An 18,343-nucleotide genomic window follows, 5' to 3' on the forward strand; every position below is an offset into this window, starting at 1 on the left:
ACGGCGATGGCGAGCCGCCGACGGGCCGGGCGAGCATCGTTCAACGTGGGTTCCCTTCAAGGAGCCCTGGTACACCCGGGACTGCGCATGATCAGACCCTTCATCGCATCGGAGGTTGTACGCGCTGAAGATCCAACCGTCAGAACCGCGTTGCGACCTCAGGGCCACGACATCACCCGACGTCTGATGGCCAGTCCGACTCACCTGCGCGGACATCACCCGGGCCTGTGACCTCACCCGAGCCTTCACCGACCTGGTCCGCCACCGACTCGGTACTTCCCTCCCGCTGACGACCGCGAACGGAGACCGGGCGATCCGGTGCGAAACATGGCGCTACTACATGTCGTGTCGTCCGTAGGCCGAGGGAAGCATGAGGGCAGGCGATGAGTGGCTTCAGGGAAGCCACTGATGAGAGGAAGGCCGTGACATGCAGGGATGGCCGGTGTACCTGGGTCTGCTGCTGGTGGTCGCCCTGTGGACAGGCCGGCAGTGGTTGATACGGCGACAGGTACGCAAACTCACGGGAGAGGTGACCGCTGATCCGCCGTTTCCCGCGCCTGACCGCCCCGAGCCCTTACTGCGCGCAGCAGCGGCGCAGGGGGAGGCACGGGCCATGCTCGAACTCGGCGACGTGAGCGCCCTCAAGCGCAACGCGCCCGAGGCGCTGGCATGGTGGACGAAGGCCCTGGAGGCAGGTGACGATCTGGCTGCCTACCGACTGGCCGATCTCCTCCAGACACTCGGTGACTCAGAGGCGGCGTCGCTCCATTTCCGCCACGCCATCGAGGCCGGAGTGCCTGGAGCCGCCAACGACTACGCACTGTTCCTGATCCATCAAGGCGACGACGCCGGTCATGGATTGCTGCTGCGTGCCGCCGCGGAAGGTGATGCGTTGGCCATGTACAACCTCGCCTCCATGGCGGCTGAACGCGGTGACCTGGCCGAGAAGGAACGATGGGCCCGGGCCAGCGCCGAGGCCGGACACCCTCACGGGGCGTTCTCTCTGGGCCTCCTCGCCTATGAGAGCGGCGATCTGGAGGAGGCAGAGACCTGGTACCGGAAGGCAGCAGAAGCACACCACGCCAACGCCACGTTCAACCTCGCCAACCTTCTGCGCGAGCGCGGAGACTTCGACGGCGCAGCACACTGGTACGGCCGGGCCGCCGCAGCAGGCGATCGCGAGGCCGCCGAGAACCTCGTCCTCCTGCGCCGTCGGCGCCACGGCCTCTGATGCTCCGTCCCGAAGTGCCACTCCCGCATGCACCGGTTCGACGAACTCGATCCCGAGCAACACCATCAGGCCCGTGTTCGGCTGCGTCGAACAGCTCGGCGCCCAACTCCGACACGAACAGAGCATCGCGGCCGAGCTCACTCAACGTCACCTACACCGACCGCACCACAACCAGCCGCACCCGCACCCTGGCCGAAACCACGACCCACACCCCCGCGCTCGCCGGCACCGGCCGCGAGCTCCTCGCCTCGCTCGGCCTTTCGCGCGGCGCCGGACCACTGGCCCGAGGTGGTCAGGTCAGTGGGTCACTGTCGTGGGCCACATCGCGCTGACCAAGTGCTCGGCGGCGTCTGCCACCGAGCACGATCGCGCACTCGTTCGGCGGTACCCGTCGCGGGGTGTCTCGGAGAGGCTGAGAAAGTGTGAGTGGATCACAGCTGTCGTGGGACTCGGTGGAGCCCTTGTCGGTGCGGCCCTGTCCTTCCAGGGCACCGTCTACCAACAGAAGAAGCTCGTCGGCGAGCGGCGACAGGCCGCGGAGGGCACGGCGGCCGCGGCGCTGGTCGGTGAGCTCATTCGGATGCGGCAGCACCTGGCCGCGATGCCCGCTGAGTACGACCGCGGACAGGCCAGAGACCGGATCGCATGGGTGGGACTCATGACGAGCGCAAGGGAAAGCGAGTGGCACCGGGGCTTCGAGGAGATCTTCGCACCGGCAGAAGCAGCCGCTCGCACCCTTCGGAACCCGGTACTGCGCGAACGGCTCCTCCACGTGCTCACCATGCTCGACAACTGGTGGGCCCTCAACACCGTCAACCCCGGCGCCATGACCAAGCGCTCGATGCGCGAGATGATCAACCACGCCTTGGAATGGCTTGGCGCCTGGCAGCGCGAAGACCCCATCCCCGAGCCCGAAACGTCGTACCTGCGAACGTACGAGCTGTGGCAGCAGACCCAGGACGACCGGGTGCTCAAGAAGCGGCGACAGGGCTGAGCGCTCCGTAGCGGAAACAACCCGCTGCCCGTCCTCGGTATGAAGAAGGCCTTTGCGCAGTCGAGTTGAGAGGATCTGGGTATCCGCCCAGCACGTTACTGTCCAGGTCCGCACGTACGGTGCACATCCGCCTGCCCCGGGGGTTTGAGGAGGCAGTGTCGAACCATCGCCGAGGAGCGCTCCCCGTGCCGTGCCGGAGGGACTGAACATCGCGGCTGCACACCACCGCAGCGTGCGCAGCATTCGTGAAGGCGGCCCTCGGAAACGGGAACTGAACCGTCCGGGCACGTCGCGCCACGTGAACAGCGGCCTCTGCTCCCGACTTCATCAGACAGTTGGGACCGCCGCACCTTGTGCGACGGTCCCAACACTTCGTGGCCGAGGCGGGATTCGAACCCGCGACCTCTGGGTTATGAGCCCAGCGAGCTACCGACCTGCTCCACCCGGCGACCTTCACTGTAGGAGGCCAAGACCTCGCGTCGCGAGTGAAATATCCGGTGGATGGGGTCCTTCAGGTCACCTGGTGACCAGGGAGCGTGCTGAGCGACCGACCAGGACGGACGCGGCCGGCACGACGAGGTGCGCCTGCTCGGCATTGCAGGCGGCGAGTTGGGTGGTGACCTCGTGGTCCAGGCGTGGCAGTTCGCTTGCTGCGGCGGCGCCAAGCCGGGAGACGGTGTCGATGTCGCAGCGCAGAAGCGCGCCGGGGCTTCGGCGATCCGGTATGCGGCGGTTGCGACTGCGGCTGCGGCTGCGGCTGCGGCTGCGGCTGCGGCAGAGCGTTGGTGCCGGGCATCTCCGCCGGCAGTTCAGTCCGTGTCTCCGGCGTCTCCGCCCGGGCGGTCAGGCCAGCCTAGGCCTGGGCGATATCCGGCGGGGGCCCTGGGTCCGCGCGTGGCTCACGGCGGGGGTGGGCCAGCTGCCCGAGCGAGAACACCCGCCCGGGGTCAGCGCGGTGCGCCATGAGGTCCCTGCCGCGCCGTTTCGTTGATGTCGGGGCTGTGCAGGATGCGGGGGCCTGCTCCGGCTCGGGTGGTGACGGTGAGCATGGCGAGGCCGATGTTCTCGGTGGTCGTGATGTATCGCGGGGCGACGCGGCGCAGGAGCGGGTAGAGGTGGGACAGCAGCGGGTAGAGGCGGCGGTAGGCGGGGGTCCTGGACTGTTCGCCGTGGGAGGCGAGGATGAAGCCGGGCCGGAACATGTAGGCGTCGAACGGCATCGCCAGGAGTTCGTTCTCGGTACGGCCCTTGACGCGGGCCCACATCCGGCGGCCGTGCTCGGTGCTGTCGGTTCCCTCACCGGAGACGTAGACGAAGGTCAGTCGCGGATCGGCGGGTAGCGCCCGGGCGGCGGCGAGGGTGTAGTCGTGGGTGATCCTGCGGTACTCGTCCTCGCCTTTGCCCGCCGAGGTGACGCCCAGGCAGAAGAAGCACGCGTCGATGTCGGCGAACTCGTCGGCCACGTCGGTGAAATCGGTGAAGTCCTCACGGATCAGCGTGCGCAGCTTGGGGTGTTCGGTCGCGAGCGGTCCCCGGACCACGGCGGTCACGCTGGTGACCCGGTCGTCGAGCAGGCACGCGCGCAGGACTCCCTGGCCGACCATGCCGGTCGCGCCGAAGAGAAGCACGTTCATCAGGGGTCTCTCCAAGGTGGGGCGGAGGGGAGGTGGATCGGGGGATCGGGGGCGTTACGCGGCTTGGACGGGGAGGCTTACGCCAGTGAGGTGTTCGGCGCGGGAGCAGAGCCGTGATGTGGTCGCGGCGTCGCGGGTCCGTTCAGGGGTCCTGTCCGCGGCGGTCGGCCCGGCGAGACCGAGGCACTTGCTGGGGTCGTCGTCGCCGACGGCTTCGGCGTGATGGCTGGTCGCGGCGTGGAGCGGTGGCTCGGCTCGCTGTGTTCCACGCCCTGGGAGGGCAGGAGGCAGACGGCCTCGAACGCTGAGCGGCGCGGCTTGTCGCGGCCCAGGCTGTTCGGACCGGAACTCTGGAGGTTGGTGCGGGTGAACCCGGGGTGCGCGGTGGTGCTGAGCAGGTCCCAGCTTTGCTCGGCGGCGATCGCGGCGGGGGTACTGGCCAGAATGTCGGCGCGCGCCACCTCGCCCTTTGCAGGGGTACGGATGGTCATCACGGCGCGGGAGCCGGCGCCGGCGCCGGTCAGGTGGCGCGTCGCATCCTTGCCACTGTTGGCGCCGGTGACGACGTGCTTGCCGGCCTGGTCGGGAACGTCGCGTTCGTAGCCGCGGTCGCCCATGGGACTCCTCGATCACATTTAAGAGACTGCTGGTCTCTTGCATTCAAGATAGCAGACCCCCGGTCCGTTAACAAGAGACCGGGGGTCTGTAGGGTGTGGCGCGTGGTGGACGGCACCGACACAACTGACACACAGCCATGTCCCTCCGAGGGCGATGGGCCACCCCACCGCGTCGTCCGAGAACCCCGCGCGACGACCTAGTGCCGCGTCAGGCTACGTTCGCCCTGTTGAACTACCTGGCAACATGTGCCTGACCCCGTGCGGGCGGGTGTAGGTCGCAGGCCCGCACGGGCCTCGGTTCCCGATCGGGATCCTTGTGCCGTCCGCCGCGCTCGGCCCACTGCCACCCAGGGTGGGGCTGGAGGTTGAGCGGGCCGAACTCGTCCAGGCAGAAGATGACTTCGGCAGCTTGGCCAGGCTCCAGGTCGAAAACGGCAGGCCGTGCTCGGCCGGCTTGGACTTGGCGAGTTATCTGCGGATGATCCGCAAAGGGTGCTTCCCCTCGTCGTCACCGGTCTCGCGGACGCGTACTCGTTCAGCCACCCGGACAGCCTTGCGACATCGCACCGTCCGGGCCGGCATTCGAACGGCGCGTCACATCACAACGGGGCGACGCACTTCTGGTCCGGCATTGGACGCTCGCGTCCGGGCCTGCGTCCCGTTGAACGGCCCGCCGGAGAGGGCGAGGAGGATCAGGAGGGCGAAGGCGACGACAGCCGTGAGGGTCCGTGCGTTGTTGAACAGTTCCCAGCGGTTCAGGATCTCGGCGTGGTCGGCCGGCGGTGTGGTGGCGGCCCACTGTTTGATGCGGCCGTTGATCGGGACGTTCCCGAGCCGGGTGATCAGGAAGGAGGCGATGGTCAGAAGTCCCGCCGCGGCTGCGAGGGCACGGACCCGGCCGCGCGTCAGGGCGGCGAGGGTGAGGGAGCCGAGGGCGGAGATCAGCATGGCTCCCTGCACGGTGATCCCGTTGACCTTCATCAGCTCGCTGTGGAAGTCGAGCCTCATGTCGATCGGCACGGCGTTGAAGGTCGGGACGAGATTGGCGGCGCCATAGCTGAAGGCGCCGGCGAGCAGACCGGTGGACACCAGGGCGAGTCCATGGGCGATGCGCACGCGCATGTCGGTACCTCTGTCGTGGGGGCGCCGCGTGAAGCGGAGCCAGACGGGATGGGTGAGCGTCAGGCCGGCTCGGTCACGTCGGCGGGTGGCGGCGGCAGTACTCGGGTGAGCTGGTGTGATCGGCTCATGCGCCCGTCGTCGGTGAACTCCGCGAAGAGGTGGACCTCGGTGGCAGTCTCGCCGCCTTTGCGCGTCCTGGCGTGAATCGTGAGGCGGGCAGCGATCCGTCCGCCGTTTACGACGGCGTCGTGTACGTCGAACCGCCAGCCGGTCACGTTTCGGTGCACGGGGCGGAGGTGCGCGAGGAGTCGGTCGTGGTCGAGCCGGACTCCGTCGCTGATCTGGACGATGTCCGCTGTGTAGTGACGGCCCATCACCGACTCCGGGGTGTCTCCCCGGACGGTGTGCGCGGTGAGGGAGTCGAAGAAGTCCTCGATGAACTGCTCGGGGGTGGTGTCGGCGAGTACCTTCATGACGCTCCGATCGGCGGATGCGGATGGCGGGGGCCGGATGACGGGCATGGCGCGGCGAGCACCTCCCGACTACGATCTCTTACGTCCTTGTAAGATATAGAGGCCCGTTAGCCTAGACAAGGCTGTAAGAGATGACTGGTTCTGGGGAACCCCGCCGTCGACGGCGCGCCGACGCCGAGCGCAGCAGGGCTGCCATCCTCGACGCGGCGGTCCGCCTGCTGCGGCAGCGCCCGGACGCCGGCATGGAGGCGATCGCAACCGAGGCGGGGGTCACGAGGCAGACGGTCTACGCCCACTTCTCGTCGCGCGAGTCGCTCCTCGCGGCCACCGTCGACCGGATCACCGAGGGCGCCGTCGCAGCCATGGACGCCGCTTGCCTCGACGAAGGGCCGGCCGCAGCCGCACTGACAAGGTTTCTTGACGTCTCCTGGCACTCCTTCGAGGACAACGCACCGCTGCTCCAGGCCGTGCCGACCGGCACGGCGGAAGAAAACGACCAGGCGCGCCACGAACCTGTCACCAGCCGCCTGGGTCGTCTCATCGAACGGGGCCAGCAAACTGGCGAGTTCGCCCCCGGCCTGCCTCCGCACTGGCTGGTGTCCGTGATCGTCGCTCTCGGCCACGCCGTCGGTGAAGAGGTGAACTCCGGCCGTATGACGAACGCCCAGGCAAGGACCGCCCTTCGCACCACGGTCTTCCGCGCTCTCGGCGCCACGGAGCGACGTGCGTGAACGGCGACCTCGTGGAGCACCTGCTGCCACTCACCCGCTGGATCGCCACCCATGCCGACGCCACCGTCGACGGCGCCGCCGGTCCGGACGACACCACCCGGCCCTGACCTCACTCCATGCGGGGATAAATTCAAGGGCCCCAACGTCGTTGCGATACACGTGCCACCGCGCCTGCCACCTCGAGCGTTGTCGGCGCTCATGTGGATCTCGCCCATACCCCGACCAACAGCTCCTGGCTGAACCGCATCGAGGCCCAGTACACGGCCCTGCGCTACTTCACGCTGGACGGCACCGGACCACGCCAGCCACAAGGAACAGGGCAGCAGCGCACGCGCCGCGTCCCCTCCCGTTTCCACGGTCAGGACCCCACCGTCGAGCGCGAGGCCAACGGGACGGGCTCTCCCAGCTTGGCGGGTTCCCCGCGGTTGATCCGGTCATGGCGTCCCCTGCAGAGCCGCAGGGTGGCGCGCTCCGCCACGCGTTGAGGCGTATCGAGCCGTCAGATCGATCAGGCCGATGTTCGCCGCGCCTGGCCGGTCCCGCTCGCGGAGCACGACGCGGCGCAGATTGTCCTGCCCGACCAGCGCCAGACCGCGGCCGAATCTCTCCCGGAGACCGGCCGCGACCGACGACTTCCCCGACGCGCTGTTACCACGCAGCACCACCAGCCGGGATTCTTCGCTGCCCACCATCACAGCCGCACCTAGCGGTCACCGACTACACAGTTGCCCGGAGCGCTCTCACGGCACCACCAGCGTCACCATCACCCCGGACTGGTGACTGTTCCGGCGTGCCGGTGTCCGCCCTTCAGGCAGGTAGTGCGCAGCATGCCCTCGACAACGACGGCCCCTCCCATCGCGGGCGATGCCAGTCCCCTTGATCAGTCATCCAGCAGCCTGGGCGCGCTCCTTGGTGCTTGGCGCGTCGCCGACATGGCCGGGCTCCTGCTGGCACGGCGCCGGCCGCCTGCCCAGACTGACCCCATGGAGACCATGGTGCGAGTGGACGGTGGCGAAGTCTGGGCGGAAGACACCGGAGGGGAAGGGCTACCAGTGGTCCTGGTCCACCCCGGCGTCGGCGACTCGACGATCTGGGACCCGGTCCTGCCCGGGCTCGACGCGCGGCGACGGGTCATCCGCTATGACGCCCGCGGCTACGGGCGTTCACCCGCCCCGGCCGTGGCGTACTCGCCGGCAGCCGACCTCGGCGCGGTGCTCGATCACTTCGGGCTCGCGCGGGCGGTCCTCGTGGCCTCCAGCATGGGCGGAGCCGCCTCCATCACATTCACCCTCAACGAGACCGAGCGGGTCGCGGGCCTCGCACTCCTCGTCCCGAGCGTCACCGGCTACGACAGCCCGGCCGACGCGGAGCTCTACCAGGAGATCGGGAAGCTCGCGACCGCCGGAGACACCGAAGGCATCGTCCGGTTCGGCCTCAGCCGGTGGGGCCGGGCCGGCGGCGGCAACCCCGAAACCGACCCTGTGGCGGCCGCCCACCTCAGGGCCGTACTGCCTGCCTGGTTCGCGAACATCAACCACCAGAAGACGGACCCCCCGGCCTTCGACCGCCTCGGCGAGATCACGACGCCCACCGTGCTCGCGCTCGGCGAACTCGACCGGCCCGAAGTGGTCCGCTGCAACGAAGAGATGGCCGAGCGGATCCCCCACTGCCGCCTGGCCCGCCTCACCGCCTCCGACCACTACCCGATGCTGCGGGAACCGCAGGCATGCGCCCAGCTGATCGAGGAGCTGCACGCCGAAGCACACTGAGGCCCCAGCGGCGTACCGCTCGCGTACCGCCAACGCGGGGCGCGAGTGGCGCCCGGGACAGTGTCCGATCGAGGGCGGTGCTCCGTCACAGACCAGAGGCCAGCCAGGCGGCCGCGGCCGCGGTGGCGGTGAGCGCGATGTTGAGTGCGATCCGGCGGTCTCCGCCGGTCAGGTGGACGGCGATCGCACCTGCCTGCAGGAGTACGAAGCCGCCGGCCGCGGCCATCGCCAGCGGCGGCGCGACGCCTGTCATCGGGGGCAGGATCAGGCCGGCCGCGCCGAGTATCTCGACCGTTCCCAGTGCCCGGAGGGCGGGCAAGGGTGTGCGGTCGACCCAGGCCATCATCGGACGGAGTTGATCGCGGCTGCGGGCAAGTTTCAACGTGCCCGCGTAGACGTAGAAGAGCGCGAGCAGGCCCGCGACGAGCCAGTAGACGATGTTCATCGTTGCCCCGTTCGAGGTGAGTGTCGTGGATCCTAGGTCGTGTTTCAGCGGGGGTCGGTGGCGGGCTCGGTCGCGTAACGGCTCATCGCCTCGACGTTCGCCTGGGGGACTGAGGCCGGCCGGCGGCTCGCGTCTCCTGGAGGTCCCGGAAGTACTGCACATAGCCATCGGGGGTGAAGGTGCTGAGCATGACGGCCGGATGGTCGGTCAGGTTGGCGAAGGTGTGCGGGGTCCCGGGCGGCACCATCACGAGCGTGCCTGTGGTGGCGTCGTGGTACTCGTTCCCGACGGTGAACCGCACGGTCCCGGAGAGGATGTAGAAGCCCTCGTCGTGCCTGGCGTGGCGATGCTGCGGCGGTCCTGGGGTGTGCGGAGCGAGGACGGACTCGGTGATCGCGAGGCGGTGCCCGGTGTGGCTGCCGTCCTCCAGGACGCGCATCCGCGTGGTGCCCAGAATGATCGTTTCGCCGTCACCGGGGCCTACCACCGGGACGACCGTGCTTGCCTGCGGCGCGTCGGCGCCCGCTGATTCGGTCATGCTCACCAGTGCACCTTCGGGGGCCGGTACGAGTCCAAGACCCGTCCCGCGGCGCCGATACCCACTGGGTATCGTTGCAGCGTGGAGCTAGGGACCTTGCGCTATTTCGTGGCCGTCGCCGAGGAACTCCACTTCGGCCGGGCAGCCACCCGCCTGCACATGAGCCAGCCGCCGCTGAGCCGGGCGATCAAGCGGCTGGAGGGCGAGGTCGGGACCCTGCTGTTCACCCGCTCACCGACGGGCGTCACGCTCACCCCGGCAGGCACTGTTCTGCTCGACGAGGCGCGGGCCCTGCTCGACCATGCCGACCGCGTCCGTGCACGCGTGAGCGCGGCAGCCGGCACCGCGACCCTCACCGTCGGCATCCTGGGCGACGGCGCCGACCCGGGGGTCTCCAGGCTCGCCGCCGCCTACCGACGCGCCCACCCCGGCATCGACGTCCGCATTCGCGACACCGACCTCACCGACCCGACGTGCGGGTTGCGCGCACGACTGGTCGACGTCGCCCTGACCCGGGCGCCGTTCGACGAGGCCGCCCTGACGGTCCGTACGTTGCGCACCGATCCGGTCGGCGTGGTCCTGCGCGCCGACGATCCCCTCGCCCGCCGCGACCGGCTGCGGCTGGCCGAACTGAGCGACCGCCGCTGGTTCCAGTTCCCACAAGGCACCGACCCGACCTGGCAGGCGTACTGGAACGGGGGCACCGTGCGCGAAGGTCCGGTGGTTCGCGCCGTCCCCGAATGCCTCCATGCCGTCCTCTGGAACGGTACGGTCGGCCTGGCCCCCCTCGGACACGACCTGCCTGCGGAACTGGCCATCGTGCCACTGATCGACATGCCGCCCAGCCGTGTGGTCGCGGTGTGCAACCAAGGCGACACCAACCCGCTCATCCGATCCTTCATGGCCATCGCGGAAGCCGCCTACCGGCGCTGACGGCATTCTTGGTGCGTGCCCCCTCCTAGCCCTCGGCAGAGACGACTGCCTGGGCGTCGGCGTCGGCACTTCTGGAGACGAGGGAGACGAGGGCGACGATCTGATCAGCAGTCAAGGGATGGATTCCCTAGCCGCCCCAGCGACCCCGCAGCACCTCGGCCCAGTCGCCGGCTCCCGGCCCCGGAGGGTCCACCTGCGGGACCGGTCCGGGAGCCGTCTCGATCACGTGCACGAGCGTCCAGGCGACGCCGTAGCAGTCGTCCGGACCGAAGCAGGTGGCCAGGGCAGCGGCCTCCTCGGGAGTTACAGGGCGGGAGATCGCCGTCAGCTGGCGCGCGCGTCGGTCGATCTCCTCCTCGCTCGCGTCCCAGTCGGGGAGGGGGCCATCGGCCACGAACGTACGTACCTCGGATCTCATGCCCCCATGATCCTTCCCCGCGCAGATCACACTCGTGCAGGGGCTCGGCAATCGCGCTGGGGTTCCGACGACCTCGGCCTCGATCGTCGAGACCTTCGTTTCCTGTACGTGGAGGGAACCGAGGATCCGCGCGGCGTCGGCCGGGTGATCGGACCAGTCGGTCGCCACCCCGCTGTATGACCGGACTGTCACAAGATCTGCGCTGTGGAACGTCACCGTCTCGGCAATCGTCTCGGGAGGCGGCGGGGCCACCGGCCCCGATGAACGTATGCGAGCAGGCAAGGCTGACCAAGATGACGACGGAAGCAGTTTCGGGTGGAGGCGCGGGGTCTCCGGAGCACGGGAACGATGCGGAGAGAGCCGCTGCGGCTGACGACCGTCGGGCTCACTCGCAGGAAAGCGTCACGGGAAAGGAGCGGCCCACCCAGGAGTCGTCGGAGTCCGAGGACGCTCCGGCCTCTCGCAGCGACGCTTCCCTCGCGGCCGGCTCCACCGACGAGGACGACGTACCCCCTCGTAGGGATGCGAGTGCGCCTGAGGCCGATGGTGCGGACGTGAGACCCGCTGGCTCATGCGCTGAGGGTGGCTCCGTGACCGCCGATGAGGCCCACGTCCTGGGCATGCCCGGTGTCGAAGAGCCGCCCCGGGAGGAGGACCGAGCCGGTTCCGAGGAAGGATCCGACGCCGTCGGCCCGACAGCGACCGAGCCCGAGACCGAGACCGGAACGTCCGGCCCCGCACCCGCACGGCCGCTTCCGGCCCGGGGAGACGGCGAGCCCGCTTCCGCCGCCCCCTCTGCAACTGGCCCTCGACCTGCCGTGGACCAGGCCACTGCCGTCCTGCGCACCGTCACCCCTGCATCCGGGCGGAGTGCCGCGCCGATCGGTGAGCGAGCCACGGACGCGCCCGGTCGGCCCGTGCCCTCGTGGGCGCGGTCCGAGGAGGGCGACCAGCGCACCGACGCCCTCCCCGTACCGGCGGGCCCGGACGCCCCGATACCGGCGGCCCCCACCCCCGCCCCGCGCCCCTTCGGGCACGCGGCCGTCGACGTCCAGGGGGCCGAGCGTTCCGCCGGGGCCCCGCTCGACCTGCTCGCTCACTCGGCCGACACCCCTCCCCCGGCTCAGGCTCCGCGCCGCGGCGCGGCACGGCGAGCCAAGGTCTGGGTCCCTCTCCTGCTGCTCCTCGCCGGTGCCGTGGCCGGTGCCCAGCTGCTGCGTCCCCTGCCCGCTCCGCAGCTCGTCGCGACCGAGCAGAGCCACACCGTGGAAGGCCGGCTCTCCATCCCCTGGCCCGGGGAAGGCCAGGGGGCCGTACGCCTCCCCGGCACCGGGACGATCGCCACGTTCGGCGCGCAGAAGCCCGTGCCGACGGCGAGCGTCGCCAAGATCATGACCGCGTACGTCGTGCTCAAGGACCATCCCCTGCGCAAGGGCGAGGCCGGTCCCACCATCACCGTCGATGCCAAGACGGTCGCGGAAGGCAGGTCCGAGAACGAGTCCCGCATCACGGGGCTCACCGAGGGCAGTACCTTCAGCCAGCTCGACATGCTCAAGATGCTGATGATCCCCTCGGGCAACAACGCGGCCCGACTGCTGGCGCGCTGGTCCACCGGCACCGATTCCGAGGCCGCCTTCGTGGACAGGATGAACGCCGCCGCCCGCGAACTCGGCATGAACGACACCACCTACACCGACCCGAGCGGTCTGGACGCCGGCACCGTCAGCACGGCGGTCGACCAGCTCAAGCTCGCCGAGGCGGTGATGAAGGACGACGTGTTCCGCTCCGTGGTCGCCCTGCCCGACGCCGAGATCAAGAACCTTTCCCAGCGGCTGATCAACAACAACGCCCTCCTCAACGCCCCCGAGTTGAGCATCCGCGGCATCAAGACCGGATCGAGCACCCCGGCCGGTGGCGCGCTGGTCTGGGCGGGCTACAAGTCCGTCGGCGAGGAGACCCCCCTGATCCTGGGCGCTCTGATGGACCAGCGCGCGGACGGCCCGGATCCCAACGCGACCAGGAGCCTGGCCCTGGTGCTGGCCAACAGCAAGAAGGTCGTCGAGTCGGTCCGCGGCTCCCTGACTTCGGCCCAGGTGGTCCGGAAGGGCGAGACGGTCGGGTACGTCGACGACGGGCTCGGCGGCCACACGACGCTCGTGGCGGCAGCGGACCTGACGATCGTCGCCGCCCCTGAGCAGACACTGCGCCTGACACTGGGTCCGAGCAGCGAGAAGGGCACGAAGGCCGCGGTTCCGCGCACGGCCGCGGCGGGTACCGAGGTGGGCGTGCTGAGCGTGGGCGAAGGTTCGGGTACCAGGAGCGTGCCGGTCGTGGTCGGCCGTGACCTCGCCGAACCGTCCATCGGCACCCGGCTCACCCGCATCGGCTGACCGGTCCGACAAGGGAAGCCGTCGTCATCGCCTCATCGCCTCGGGCAGGACCTCTCGTGGTGCAATGTGCCGCATGGCGACACTTCTCGACATGGCACAGCTGTTCCGTTCCCTGCACGTTCCGGGCTCTCCCCTGGTCCTGCCCAATGCGTGGGACGGGACTTCCGCACGCGTGGTCGCGAACGCCGGAGCCCGGGCGATCGCGACCACCAGTGCCGGGGTCGCCTGGTCACTCGGCCACGGCGACGGCGACCGCCTCACCCGCGACCAGGCGCTCGGCGCGATCTCCCGGATCACGGCCGTTGTCGACCTGCCTGTCACCGCCGACATCGAACGCGGCTACGCCACCGACCCGGCCGGCGTCGCCGAGACCGTGCGCGGCGTCCTCGCGGCGGGCGCCGTGGGGATCAACCTGGAGGACACCCTGCGTCCGGTCGCCGAACAGGCGCACCGGATCGCAGCGGCTCGCGAGGCCGCGGACGATGCCGGCGTTCCGTTGTTCATCAACGCCCGCATCGACACGCATCGCCTGCCGCCCGGTGACCGCTCGGCCTGGCTGGACGAGACGCTCGCCCGCGCACGCGCCTACGGGGCGGCCGGCGCGGACGGCATCTTCGTTCTCGGCACACCGGACGCTCGGACGGTCAGCACGCTCGTCGGCTCTCAGCCGCTGCCTGTCAACGTCCTCGCCGGGCCCGGTTCGCTCCCCGTGCCCGAGCTCGCCGCCGCGGGAGCCGCGCGCGTCAGCGCGGGATCGTCGATCGCCGAGGCGGCATACGGGCTGGCGGAGCGAGCCGCTCGCGAACTGCTGGAGGAAGGGACGACAAGTACCTTGGAGGGCGGCTTCGACTACGCGGGGCTCAACACGCTGCTCCTGTCCTGACCCACAACCTGTTGTGCCGCGAGCGTGGTCGGATGCGAGGGTTGCTCCATGCATGACTCAGCACCCCGTTCTTCCCGCTCCTTCGACGAGCTCGTCACGGAAGCCGACGAGGCCCCTGTGGAGGGCTGGGACTTCTCGTGGCTGGACGGCCGGGCCACCGAGCAGCGCCCCTCGTGGGGATACCAGCGGTTGATGAGTGAGCGCCTCGGCCGTGCCAGGGCCGCGCTCGACGTCCAGACGGGCGGCGGCGAAGTCCTGGCCGGCGCGGCGAAGCTGCCGCCGACGATGGTGGCCACGGAGTCGTGGCCACCGAACGTCGACAAGGCGACTCGTCTCTTGCACCCGCGGGGTGCGGTGGTGGTCGCCGACTCGGACGAACCGCCGCTGCCGTTCTCCGACGCCGCCTTCGACCTGGTGACGAGCCGCCACCCGGTGACCGTGTGGTGGGACGAGATCGCTCGCGTTCTCGAGCCGGGCGGAACGTACCTGTCCCAACAGGTGGGCCACGCGAGCGTCTTCGAAGTCGTCGAGTTCTTCCTCGGCCCGCAGCCCGAGGGGACACGCCGCGACCGGCACCCCGACGACGCGCGGCGCAGCGCCGAGGCGGCGGGGCTGGAGGTCGTGGACCTGCGCTTCGAGCGGTTGCGCACCGAGTTCTACGACGTCGGCGCGGTGGTCTACTTCCTGCGCAAGGTGATCTGGATGGTTCCCGGCTTCACCGTCGACGCCTACCGCGACCGCTTGCGCGAGCTGCATGGGCTCATCACGGAGGAGGGTCCGTTCGTCGCCCACACGACGCGCTTCCTGATCGAGGCACGCAAGCCCTCACACCTCCGATGACGGCGCGGACGAGAGTCGACGGCGGTGTTCGTTCACGTCAGTACCCACAGCACCGCCAGGGCGACCAGGAGGGAGTCGATCCTGTCCAGCAGGCCGCCCGAGCCGGCGAGCCAGCCGCCGGAGTCCTTCGCGTGGGCGCCGCGCTTGATCATCGACTCCAGGAGGTCCCCCAGGGGACCGCCGACGGCCACGGCCACGGCCGTCTGCCACGTCAGGCAGGACAGCACGGCCAGCACGCCGAGGCCGGCAGCCGCGCCCGCCAGCGTGCCGCTCCAGCGCTTGGCCGGTGACAGAGGGGACAGATGGGGGCCGCCGAGGCGGCGGCCCGCGGCGTACGCGACGATGTCCGCGATCGACACGGCCACGAACAGGACGAGGCCGAGGGTGCCCAGGGGTACGAGACCGGCCAGAACGCCCAGCCATACGAGCCCCAGCAGGCCCGTCCCCAGGCGCCGGAGTCCGTGCTCCGCGTCGCCCGATAGCAGGGGCACGCCGGCGATCGCGAGCGCCCCGACCGCCGCTACGCGGAGCACCTCCCCGGGGGCGAGCCAGGCGGTCAGGACGAGCCCGAGGACCGCCGCACCGAGCACGACGCGGTCCACCGGCCCCAGTTTCAGCAGCCCGCCGTACTCCGCCACCGCGACCGCCCCGACCACGGACGCGAGGACCGCGATCCCGGGTGGCCCGAGCCAGAACGCCGCGGTGAGCAGAGGTACTCCGATCGCCCACACGCACCACCGGAGCATCAGCTCACGCTGCCGCGTCGCCGCCACCGCGACCCCTCCGGCGGCCAGCGCTCCGCCGAGGTAGGGCACGAGACCCGCGACCGTGATCACCGGGAGACCCGTACCCGCGTGGTCAGCGCGTGCAGGGAACTCCGGCACGCCGCCACGATCCGCGCGTTCTCCGCCGTGTCGCGGACGGCGATCCGGACGGTCCGCCCCTCGTACGCCGGGGACATCGGCGACAGGTCCCGCAGGTACACGTCGTGCCGCCGGCACTCGCGCACCAGCTGAGCCGCGCTCGGTCCGTCCGCCGGCAGGGTCACCGTGAGGAAGTTCGCCACTCCCTCGTCGACCTCGGAGAACCCGTCCAACTCGCTGAGGGCGTGGGCCAGTTCTCGGCGCAGGAGGTGCGTGCGCGACCACTGTTCCGCGTAGTGCGCGGGGCTGCGCAGAGCCGTCACGGCGGCCAGCTGGGCAGGGAGGCTCACGGGCCACGGCGGAGTCCAGCGGCGCAGCTCCGCGGCTGTGGCCTCGTCGGCCACCAGGTACGCGGCGCGCATTCCCGACAGCGCGTACATCTTGGACAGCGAGGTGCAGACCACGACCCTCGGGTCGGCCGTGGCGAGTCCGACCAGCGAGTCCGCCGGGTCGACATAGCCCAGGTACGCCTCGTCGATCCACCACCGGGTCCGTGCGGGCGAGGCCTCGATGACCGCGCGCAGCGCGTCGGCGGGAGCGTGGCGGCCGGTCGGGTTGTTCGGGTTGACCACCACGACGAGGTCGTACCGTCCACTGCGGGTCGCGGCGGCGAGCCGGGCCGGGTCGAGCAGCCAGCCGTCCTCACGGCGCAGGGGGAGCCGGTCGACGTGGCAGCCGATCACGCGCTCGGTGACGTGGGCGTACTCGCCGTAGCCCGGGTCCAGCAGGAGGACTCGGCTTTCCGGGGTGAGCCACCGGCCGAAGGCACGGAAGATCAGGTCGGACGAGCCCGCCTCGACCACAAGTGACCGCACCGGCAGCCCGCGGGCCCTGGCGATCTCCGCGAGCAGTCCCTCCGCGCCCGTGGGCGGCGAGGTACGCGCCGCCCACGCCGGATCCTCCGCCATGACCGCGCGGACCTCCGGGGACGGCGGGAACCAGGCGTCCAGCACATCGGCGGGGACGACCTCGTGACGGCGGGTCAGCGTACGGAAGTCCGTACCGATCGCCGAGAAGAAGGCTCCGCCGTGCTCGCAGCCGTCCGCGCGCGGCGCGAACGGCACGTCCAACTGCCAGTCGAGCCCCGCCCGCAGACGCTCCAGGGTCCGGCCGTGGCGCTCCCCCACCGTCTTCGTCAGCTCGGCCACGGAGCCGCTCAGCACCTCGAAGGAGACCGCACCCGCGCGGACCGTGTGTCCCGTCGGCCGCAGCCCTGCGGCGAGGTACATGGCGAGCAGGTCCGTGCGCCCCATCGCCACGACCTGGCGTCCGCCGCGCGCCGCGACCCAGCGCAGCGCTGCGTACATGAGGAGCGGGGCCGCGGTCGTGGCCCGCCAGCGCTCCTCGACGGTCAGGACCCTGATCTCGAACGGCGCTTCCTCGGCCAGGACGGGGAGCTCTTCACGCGTCAGGTACTTGTCGAGGGAGTAGCGCCCGACCCACGGTGGGGTGAGGCTGACGAAGCCGATCCGGGTCTCACCGCGCGCGGCCACGAGGTACACGTTGTCGCCGTCGAGTCCGTCGCTCAGCCGTCCGGTCGGATCCACCGGATGCTGTCCCAGCTCCTCCGCGTACACACGATGGCGCAGCTCGTGGATCCAGTCGCGATCGCCAGTCGTGGCGGTGCGCAGCTGAAGGGCGTGGGCGTGGTCCATGCATGTCCCCTTGAGGCGGTCCGGTGTTCGCGCATCAGCATCGAGGAAGACCTGCCGAGGGCACCTGAGTACGCGTACTCACCGCGTACCGGGAGTTGATCAGTGGCGGACCGCCCCGACTCGGCCAACAGGCCCTGCGCGCGCTCGACGTACTGGTCCCGACGGCCCGGTGGCCAGGGCACCACCCGATGGAGGGTGTCAGGGTGAGCGGAGGAGGGTGAAGGCATCCACGGGTGCCTCGTCCAGGACGAAGCCGTTGTCGAGACGGACCCGGACCGTCACCCGCTGCACCTGGTCCCGGTAGGCGTTCCACGCGGGGACCAGCGAGGCGATCTGCTCCTGCAGCTGTTGCCTGCTGACCGGGGGCATCTGGTGGCCGAAGTCGTCGAAGAGCGACGTGAGCCGTTCGTACTCGCGGACCTCGTGGCTCTTGACGCGCCCGTGCTCGGTCACCCGCTCGACGATGCCCCCGAGTCCCGCGCCCAGGGCGAGGAACCCTGCCTCCGAGTCCGAGTCCGAGTCCGTGTCCTGCCGGGCTCCGTCGGCCCGGGTGACGTGGCCGGTCAGTCGCAGGTCCTCCGCCAGCGTGACCCGCCGGCCTTCTGTGAGCGTCATGGATCCTTCGTCTCCGGTCGTTCGAGGGGAGCCCATTATCCGCCCGCTCCCCGCCGTGCTTCGAGCGCGCGCCTATGGACACGGCGTGTGCCGCCGAAGATCGGGCCGGGCCTGACGCTCGCGGCGCGAAAG

Annotated in this window: 17 protein-coding genes, 1 tRNA gene and 3 pseudogenes; 8 read left to right on the forward strand and 13 right to left on the reverse strand. The window is 70.3% G+C overall.

What is annotated here, in order from left to right:
- The first annotated feature begins 427 nt into the window (after window positions 1-427).
- Together AB0E14_RS07080 and AB0E14_RS07085 are read left to right on the forward strand one after the other, a co-directional pair.
- Window positions 428-1,231, forward strand: coding sequence for a tetratricopeptide repeat protein (locus AB0E14_RS07080; protein ID WP_362413323.1), 804 nt, complete (start codon window positions 428-430; stop codon window positions 1,229-1,231).
- A gap of 442 nt (window positions 1,232-1,673) precedes the next feature.
- The gene (locus AB0E14_RS07085) at window positions 1,674-2,225 is read left to right on the forward strand and encodes a hypothetical protein (RefSeq protein ID WP_362413325.1); all 552 of its coding nucleotides are present in this window, start codon (window positions 1,674-1,676) and stop codon (window positions 2,223-2,225) included.
- A 375-nt stretch (window positions 2,226-2,600) separates the two neighbouring features.
- Here the strand turns inward: AB0E14_RS07085 and AB0E14_RS07090 are convergent.
- The 6 genes and pseudogenes from AB0E14_RS07090 to AB0E14_RS07115 form a co-directional block, all read right to left on the reverse strand.
- Window positions 2,601-2,674: transfer RNA gene (locus tag AB0E14_RS07090), tRNA-Met, on the reverse strand.
- Between the two features lie 498 nt (window positions 2,675-3,172).
- Window positions 3,173-3,859: an NAD(P)H-binding protein gene (locus AB0E14_RS07095; RefSeq protein ID WP_362413326.1), complete on the reverse strand. Its 687-nt coding sequence runs from the start codon at window positions 3,857-3,859 to the stop codon at window positions 3,173-3,175.
- 77 nt (window positions 3,860-3,936) lie between these two features.
- Entirely contained in the window at window positions 3,937-4,476 is a 540-nt protein-coding gene (locus AB0E14_RS07100) for a hypothetical protein (RefSeq protein WP_362413328.1), read from the reverse strand.
- Window positions 4,477-4,719: 243 nt separating this feature from the next.
- Window positions 4,720-5,019: pseudogene (locus AB0E14_RS07105) on the reverse strand (hypothetical protein); the annotation flags it as partial.
- Window positions 5,020-5,070: 51 nt separating this feature from the next.
- Window positions 5,071-5,598 (reverse strand): DUF1772 domain-containing protein, encoded by a 528-nt coding sequence (locus tag AB0E14_RS07110; RefSeq protein ID WP_362413330.1) that lies wholly within the window; start codon window positions 5,596-5,598, stop codon window positions 5,071-5,073.
- A 59-nt stretch (window positions 5,599-5,657) separates the two neighbouring features.
- Entirely contained in the window at window positions 5,658-6,071 is a 414-nt protein-coding gene (locus AB0E14_RS07115; protein WP_362413332.1) for a nuclear transport factor 2 family protein, read from the reverse strand.
- 131 nt (window positions 6,072-6,202) lie between these two features.
- Here AB0E14_RS07115 and AB0E14_RS07120 point away from each other — a divergent pair, with 131 nt between their 5' ends.
- Window positions 6,203-6,802, forward strand: coding sequence for a TetR/AcrR family transcriptional regulator (locus AB0E14_RS07120; protein ID WP_362413334.1), 600 nt, complete (start codon window positions 6,203-6,205; stop codon window positions 6,800-6,802).
- A gap of 485 nt (window positions 6,803-7,287) precedes the next feature.
- Here AB0E14_RS07120 and AB0E14_RS07125 read toward each other — a convergent pair.
- A pseudogene (locus tag AB0E14_RS07125) lies at window positions 7,288-7,494 on the reverse strand (kinase); the annotation flags it as partial.
- Window positions 7,495-7,785: 291 nt separating this feature from the next.
- Here AB0E14_RS07125 and AB0E14_RS07130 point away from each other — a divergent pair.
- Window positions 7,786-8,571, forward strand: coding sequence for an alpha/beta hydrolase (locus tag AB0E14_RS07130; RefSeq protein ID WP_362413336.1), 786 nt, complete (start codon window positions 7,786-7,788; stop codon window positions 8,569-8,571).
- 85 nt (window positions 8,572-8,656) lie between these two features.
- Here the strand turns inward: AB0E14_RS07130 and AB0E14_RS07135 are convergent, their stop codons facing one another.
- Together AB0E14_RS07135 and AB0E14_RS07140 are read right to left on the reverse strand one after the other, a co-directional pair.
- Complete coding sequence (locus AB0E14_RS07135; protein WP_362413339.1) at window positions 8,657-9,016, reverse strand: DoxX family protein; 360 nt, start codon at window positions 9,014-9,016, stop codon at window positions 8,657-8,659.
- Between the two features lie 44 nt (window positions 9,017-9,060).
- Window positions 9,061-9,554 (reverse strand): annotated as a pseudogene (locus AB0E14_RS07140) (cupin domain-containing protein).
- Window positions 9,555-9,635: 81 nt separating this feature from the next.
- Between AB0E14_RS07140 and AB0E14_RS07145 the strand changes: the two are divergent.
- Window positions 9,636-10,487, forward strand: coding sequence for a LysR substrate-binding domain-containing protein (locus tag AB0E14_RS07145; protein WP_362413341.1), 852 nt, complete (start codon window positions 9,636-9,638; stop codon window positions 10,485-10,487).
- A 127-nt stretch (window positions 10,488-10,614) separates the two neighbouring features.
- On the opposite strand, the gene AB0E14_RS07150 is transcribed toward AB0E14_RS07145, so the two are convergent.
- Window positions 10,615-10,905, reverse strand: a complete 291-nt coding sequence (locus AB0E14_RS07150; protein ID WP_362413343.1) for a hypothetical protein — start codon at window positions 10,903-10,905, stop codon at window positions 10,615-10,617.
- A gap of 590 nt (window positions 10,906-11,495) precedes the next feature.
- On the opposite strand from AB0E14_RS07150, the gene AB0E14_RS07155 reads away from it, so the two are divergent.
- The 3 genes from AB0E14_RS07155 to AB0E14_RS07165 all read left to right on the forward strand — a co-directional run bounded on the left by AB0E14_RS07155 (window position 11,496) and on the right by AB0E14_RS07165 (window position 15,018).
- A complete protein-coding gene (locus AB0E14_RS07155; protein WP_362413345.1) occupies window positions 11,496-13,295 on the forward strand; it encodes a serine hydrolase in 1,800 nt (599 codons plus the stop codon).
- A gap of 91 nt (window positions 13,296-13,386) precedes the next feature.
- Window positions 13,387-14,178 (forward strand): isocitrate lyase/phosphoenolpyruvate mutase family protein, encoded by a 792-nt coding sequence (locus AB0E14_RS07160; RefSeq protein WP_362413347.1) that lies wholly within the window; start codon window positions 13,387-13,389, stop codon window positions 14,176-14,178.
- Window positions 14,179-14,226: 48 nt separating this feature from the next.
- Window positions 14,227-15,018 (forward strand): class I SAM-dependent methyltransferase, encoded by a 792-nt coding sequence (locus AB0E14_RS07165; protein ID WP_362413349.1) that lies wholly within the window; start codon window positions 14,227-14,229, stop codon window positions 15,016-15,018.
- Between the two features lie 32 nt (window positions 15,019-15,050).
- Here AB0E14_RS07165 and AB0E14_RS07170 read toward each other — a convergent pair whose 3' ends face one another.
- The 3 genes from AB0E14_RS07170 to AB0E14_RS07180 all read right to left on the reverse strand — a co-directional run bounded on the left by AB0E14_RS07170 (window position 15,051) and on the right by AB0E14_RS07180 (window position 18,211).
- Window positions 15,051-15,854, reverse strand: a complete 804-nt coding sequence (locus tag AB0E14_RS07170; RefSeq protein ID WP_362413351.1) for a phosphatidate cytidylyltransferase — start codon at window positions 15,852-15,854, stop codon at window positions 15,051-15,053.
- Window positions 15,851-17,596 (reverse strand): histidinol-phosphate transaminase, encoded by a 1,746-nt coding sequence (locus AB0E14_RS07175; RefSeq protein WP_362413353.1) that lies wholly within the window; start codon window positions 17,594-17,596, stop codon window positions 15,851-15,853. The genes AB0E14_RS07170 and AB0E14_RS07175 overlap by 4 nt, the downstream gene beginning before the upstream one ends.
- Window positions 17,597-17,794: 198 nt before the next feature.
- Window positions 17,795-18,211: a hypothetical protein gene (locus tag AB0E14_RS07180; protein WP_362413355.1), complete on the reverse strand. Its 417-nt coding sequence runs from the start codon at window positions 18,209-18,211 to the stop codon at window positions 17,795-17,797.
- Between the last annotated feature and the right edge of the window lie 132 nt (window positions 18,212-18,343).

The sequence above is a fragment of the Streptomyces sp. NPDC047981 genome (assembly GCF_040653315.1).
In the GTDB taxonomy this organism is placed as follows: Bacteria; Actinomycetota; Actinomycetes; order Streptomycetales; family Streptomycetaceae; genus Streptomyces.

Excerpts from the sequence above, each read along its gene's own strand:
- AB0E14_RS07080 (WP_362413323.1), top strand. The coding sequence starts at position 428 with ATGCAGGGATGGCCGGTGTACCTGGGTCTGCTGCTGGTGGTCGCCCTG.
- AB0E14_RS07095 (WP_362413326.1), bottom strand. The coding sequence starts at position 3,859 with ATGAACGTGCTTCTCTTCGGCGCGACCGGCATGGTCGGCCAGGGAGTC.
- AB0E14_RS07100 (WP_362413328.1), bottom strand. The coding sequence starts at position 4,476 with ATGGGCGACCGCGGCTACGAACGCGACGTTCCCGACCAGGCCGGCAAG.
- AB0E14_RS07110 (WP_362413330.1), bottom strand. The coding sequence starts at position 5,598 with ATGCGCGTGCGCATCGCCCATGGACTCGCCCTGGTGTCCACCGGTCTG.
- AB0E14_RS07115 (WP_362413332.1), bottom strand. The coding sequence starts at position 6,071 with ATGAAGGTACTCGCCGACACCACCCCCGAGCAGTTCATCGAGGACTTC.
- AB0E14_RS07120 (WP_362413334.1), top strand. The coding sequence starts at position 6,203 with ATGACTGGTTCTGGGGAACCCCGCCGTCGACGGCGCGCCGACGCCGAG.
- AB0E14_RS07130 (WP_362413336.1), top strand. The coding sequence starts at position 7,786 with ATGGAGACCATGGTGCGAGTGGACGGTGGCGAAGTCTGGGCGGAAGAC.
- AB0E14_RS07135 (WP_362413339.1), bottom strand. The coding sequence starts at position 9,016 with ATGAACATCGTCTACTGGCTCGTCGCGGGCCTGCTCGCGCTCTTCTAC.
- AB0E14_RS07150 (WP_362413343.1), bottom strand. The coding sequence starts at position 10,905 with ATGAGATCCGAGGTACGTACGTTCGTGGCCGATGGCCCCCTCCCCGAC.
- AB0E14_RS07160 (WP_362413347.1), top strand. The coding sequence starts at position 13,387 with ATGGCACAGCTGTTCCGTTCCCTGCACGTTCCGGGCTCTCCCCTGGTC.
- AB0E14_RS07165 (WP_362413349.1), top strand. The coding sequence starts at position 14,227 with ATGCATGACTCAGCACCCCGTTCTTCCCGCTCCTTCGACGAGCTCGTC.
- AB0E14_RS07175 (WP_362413353.1), bottom strand. The coding sequence starts at position 17,596 with ATGGACCACGCCCACGCCCTTCAGCTGCGCACCGCCACGACTGGCGAT.
- AB0E14_RS07180 (WP_362413355.1), bottom strand. The coding sequence starts at position 18,211 with ATGACGCTCACAGAAGGCCGGCGGGTCACGCTGGCGGAGGACCTGCGA.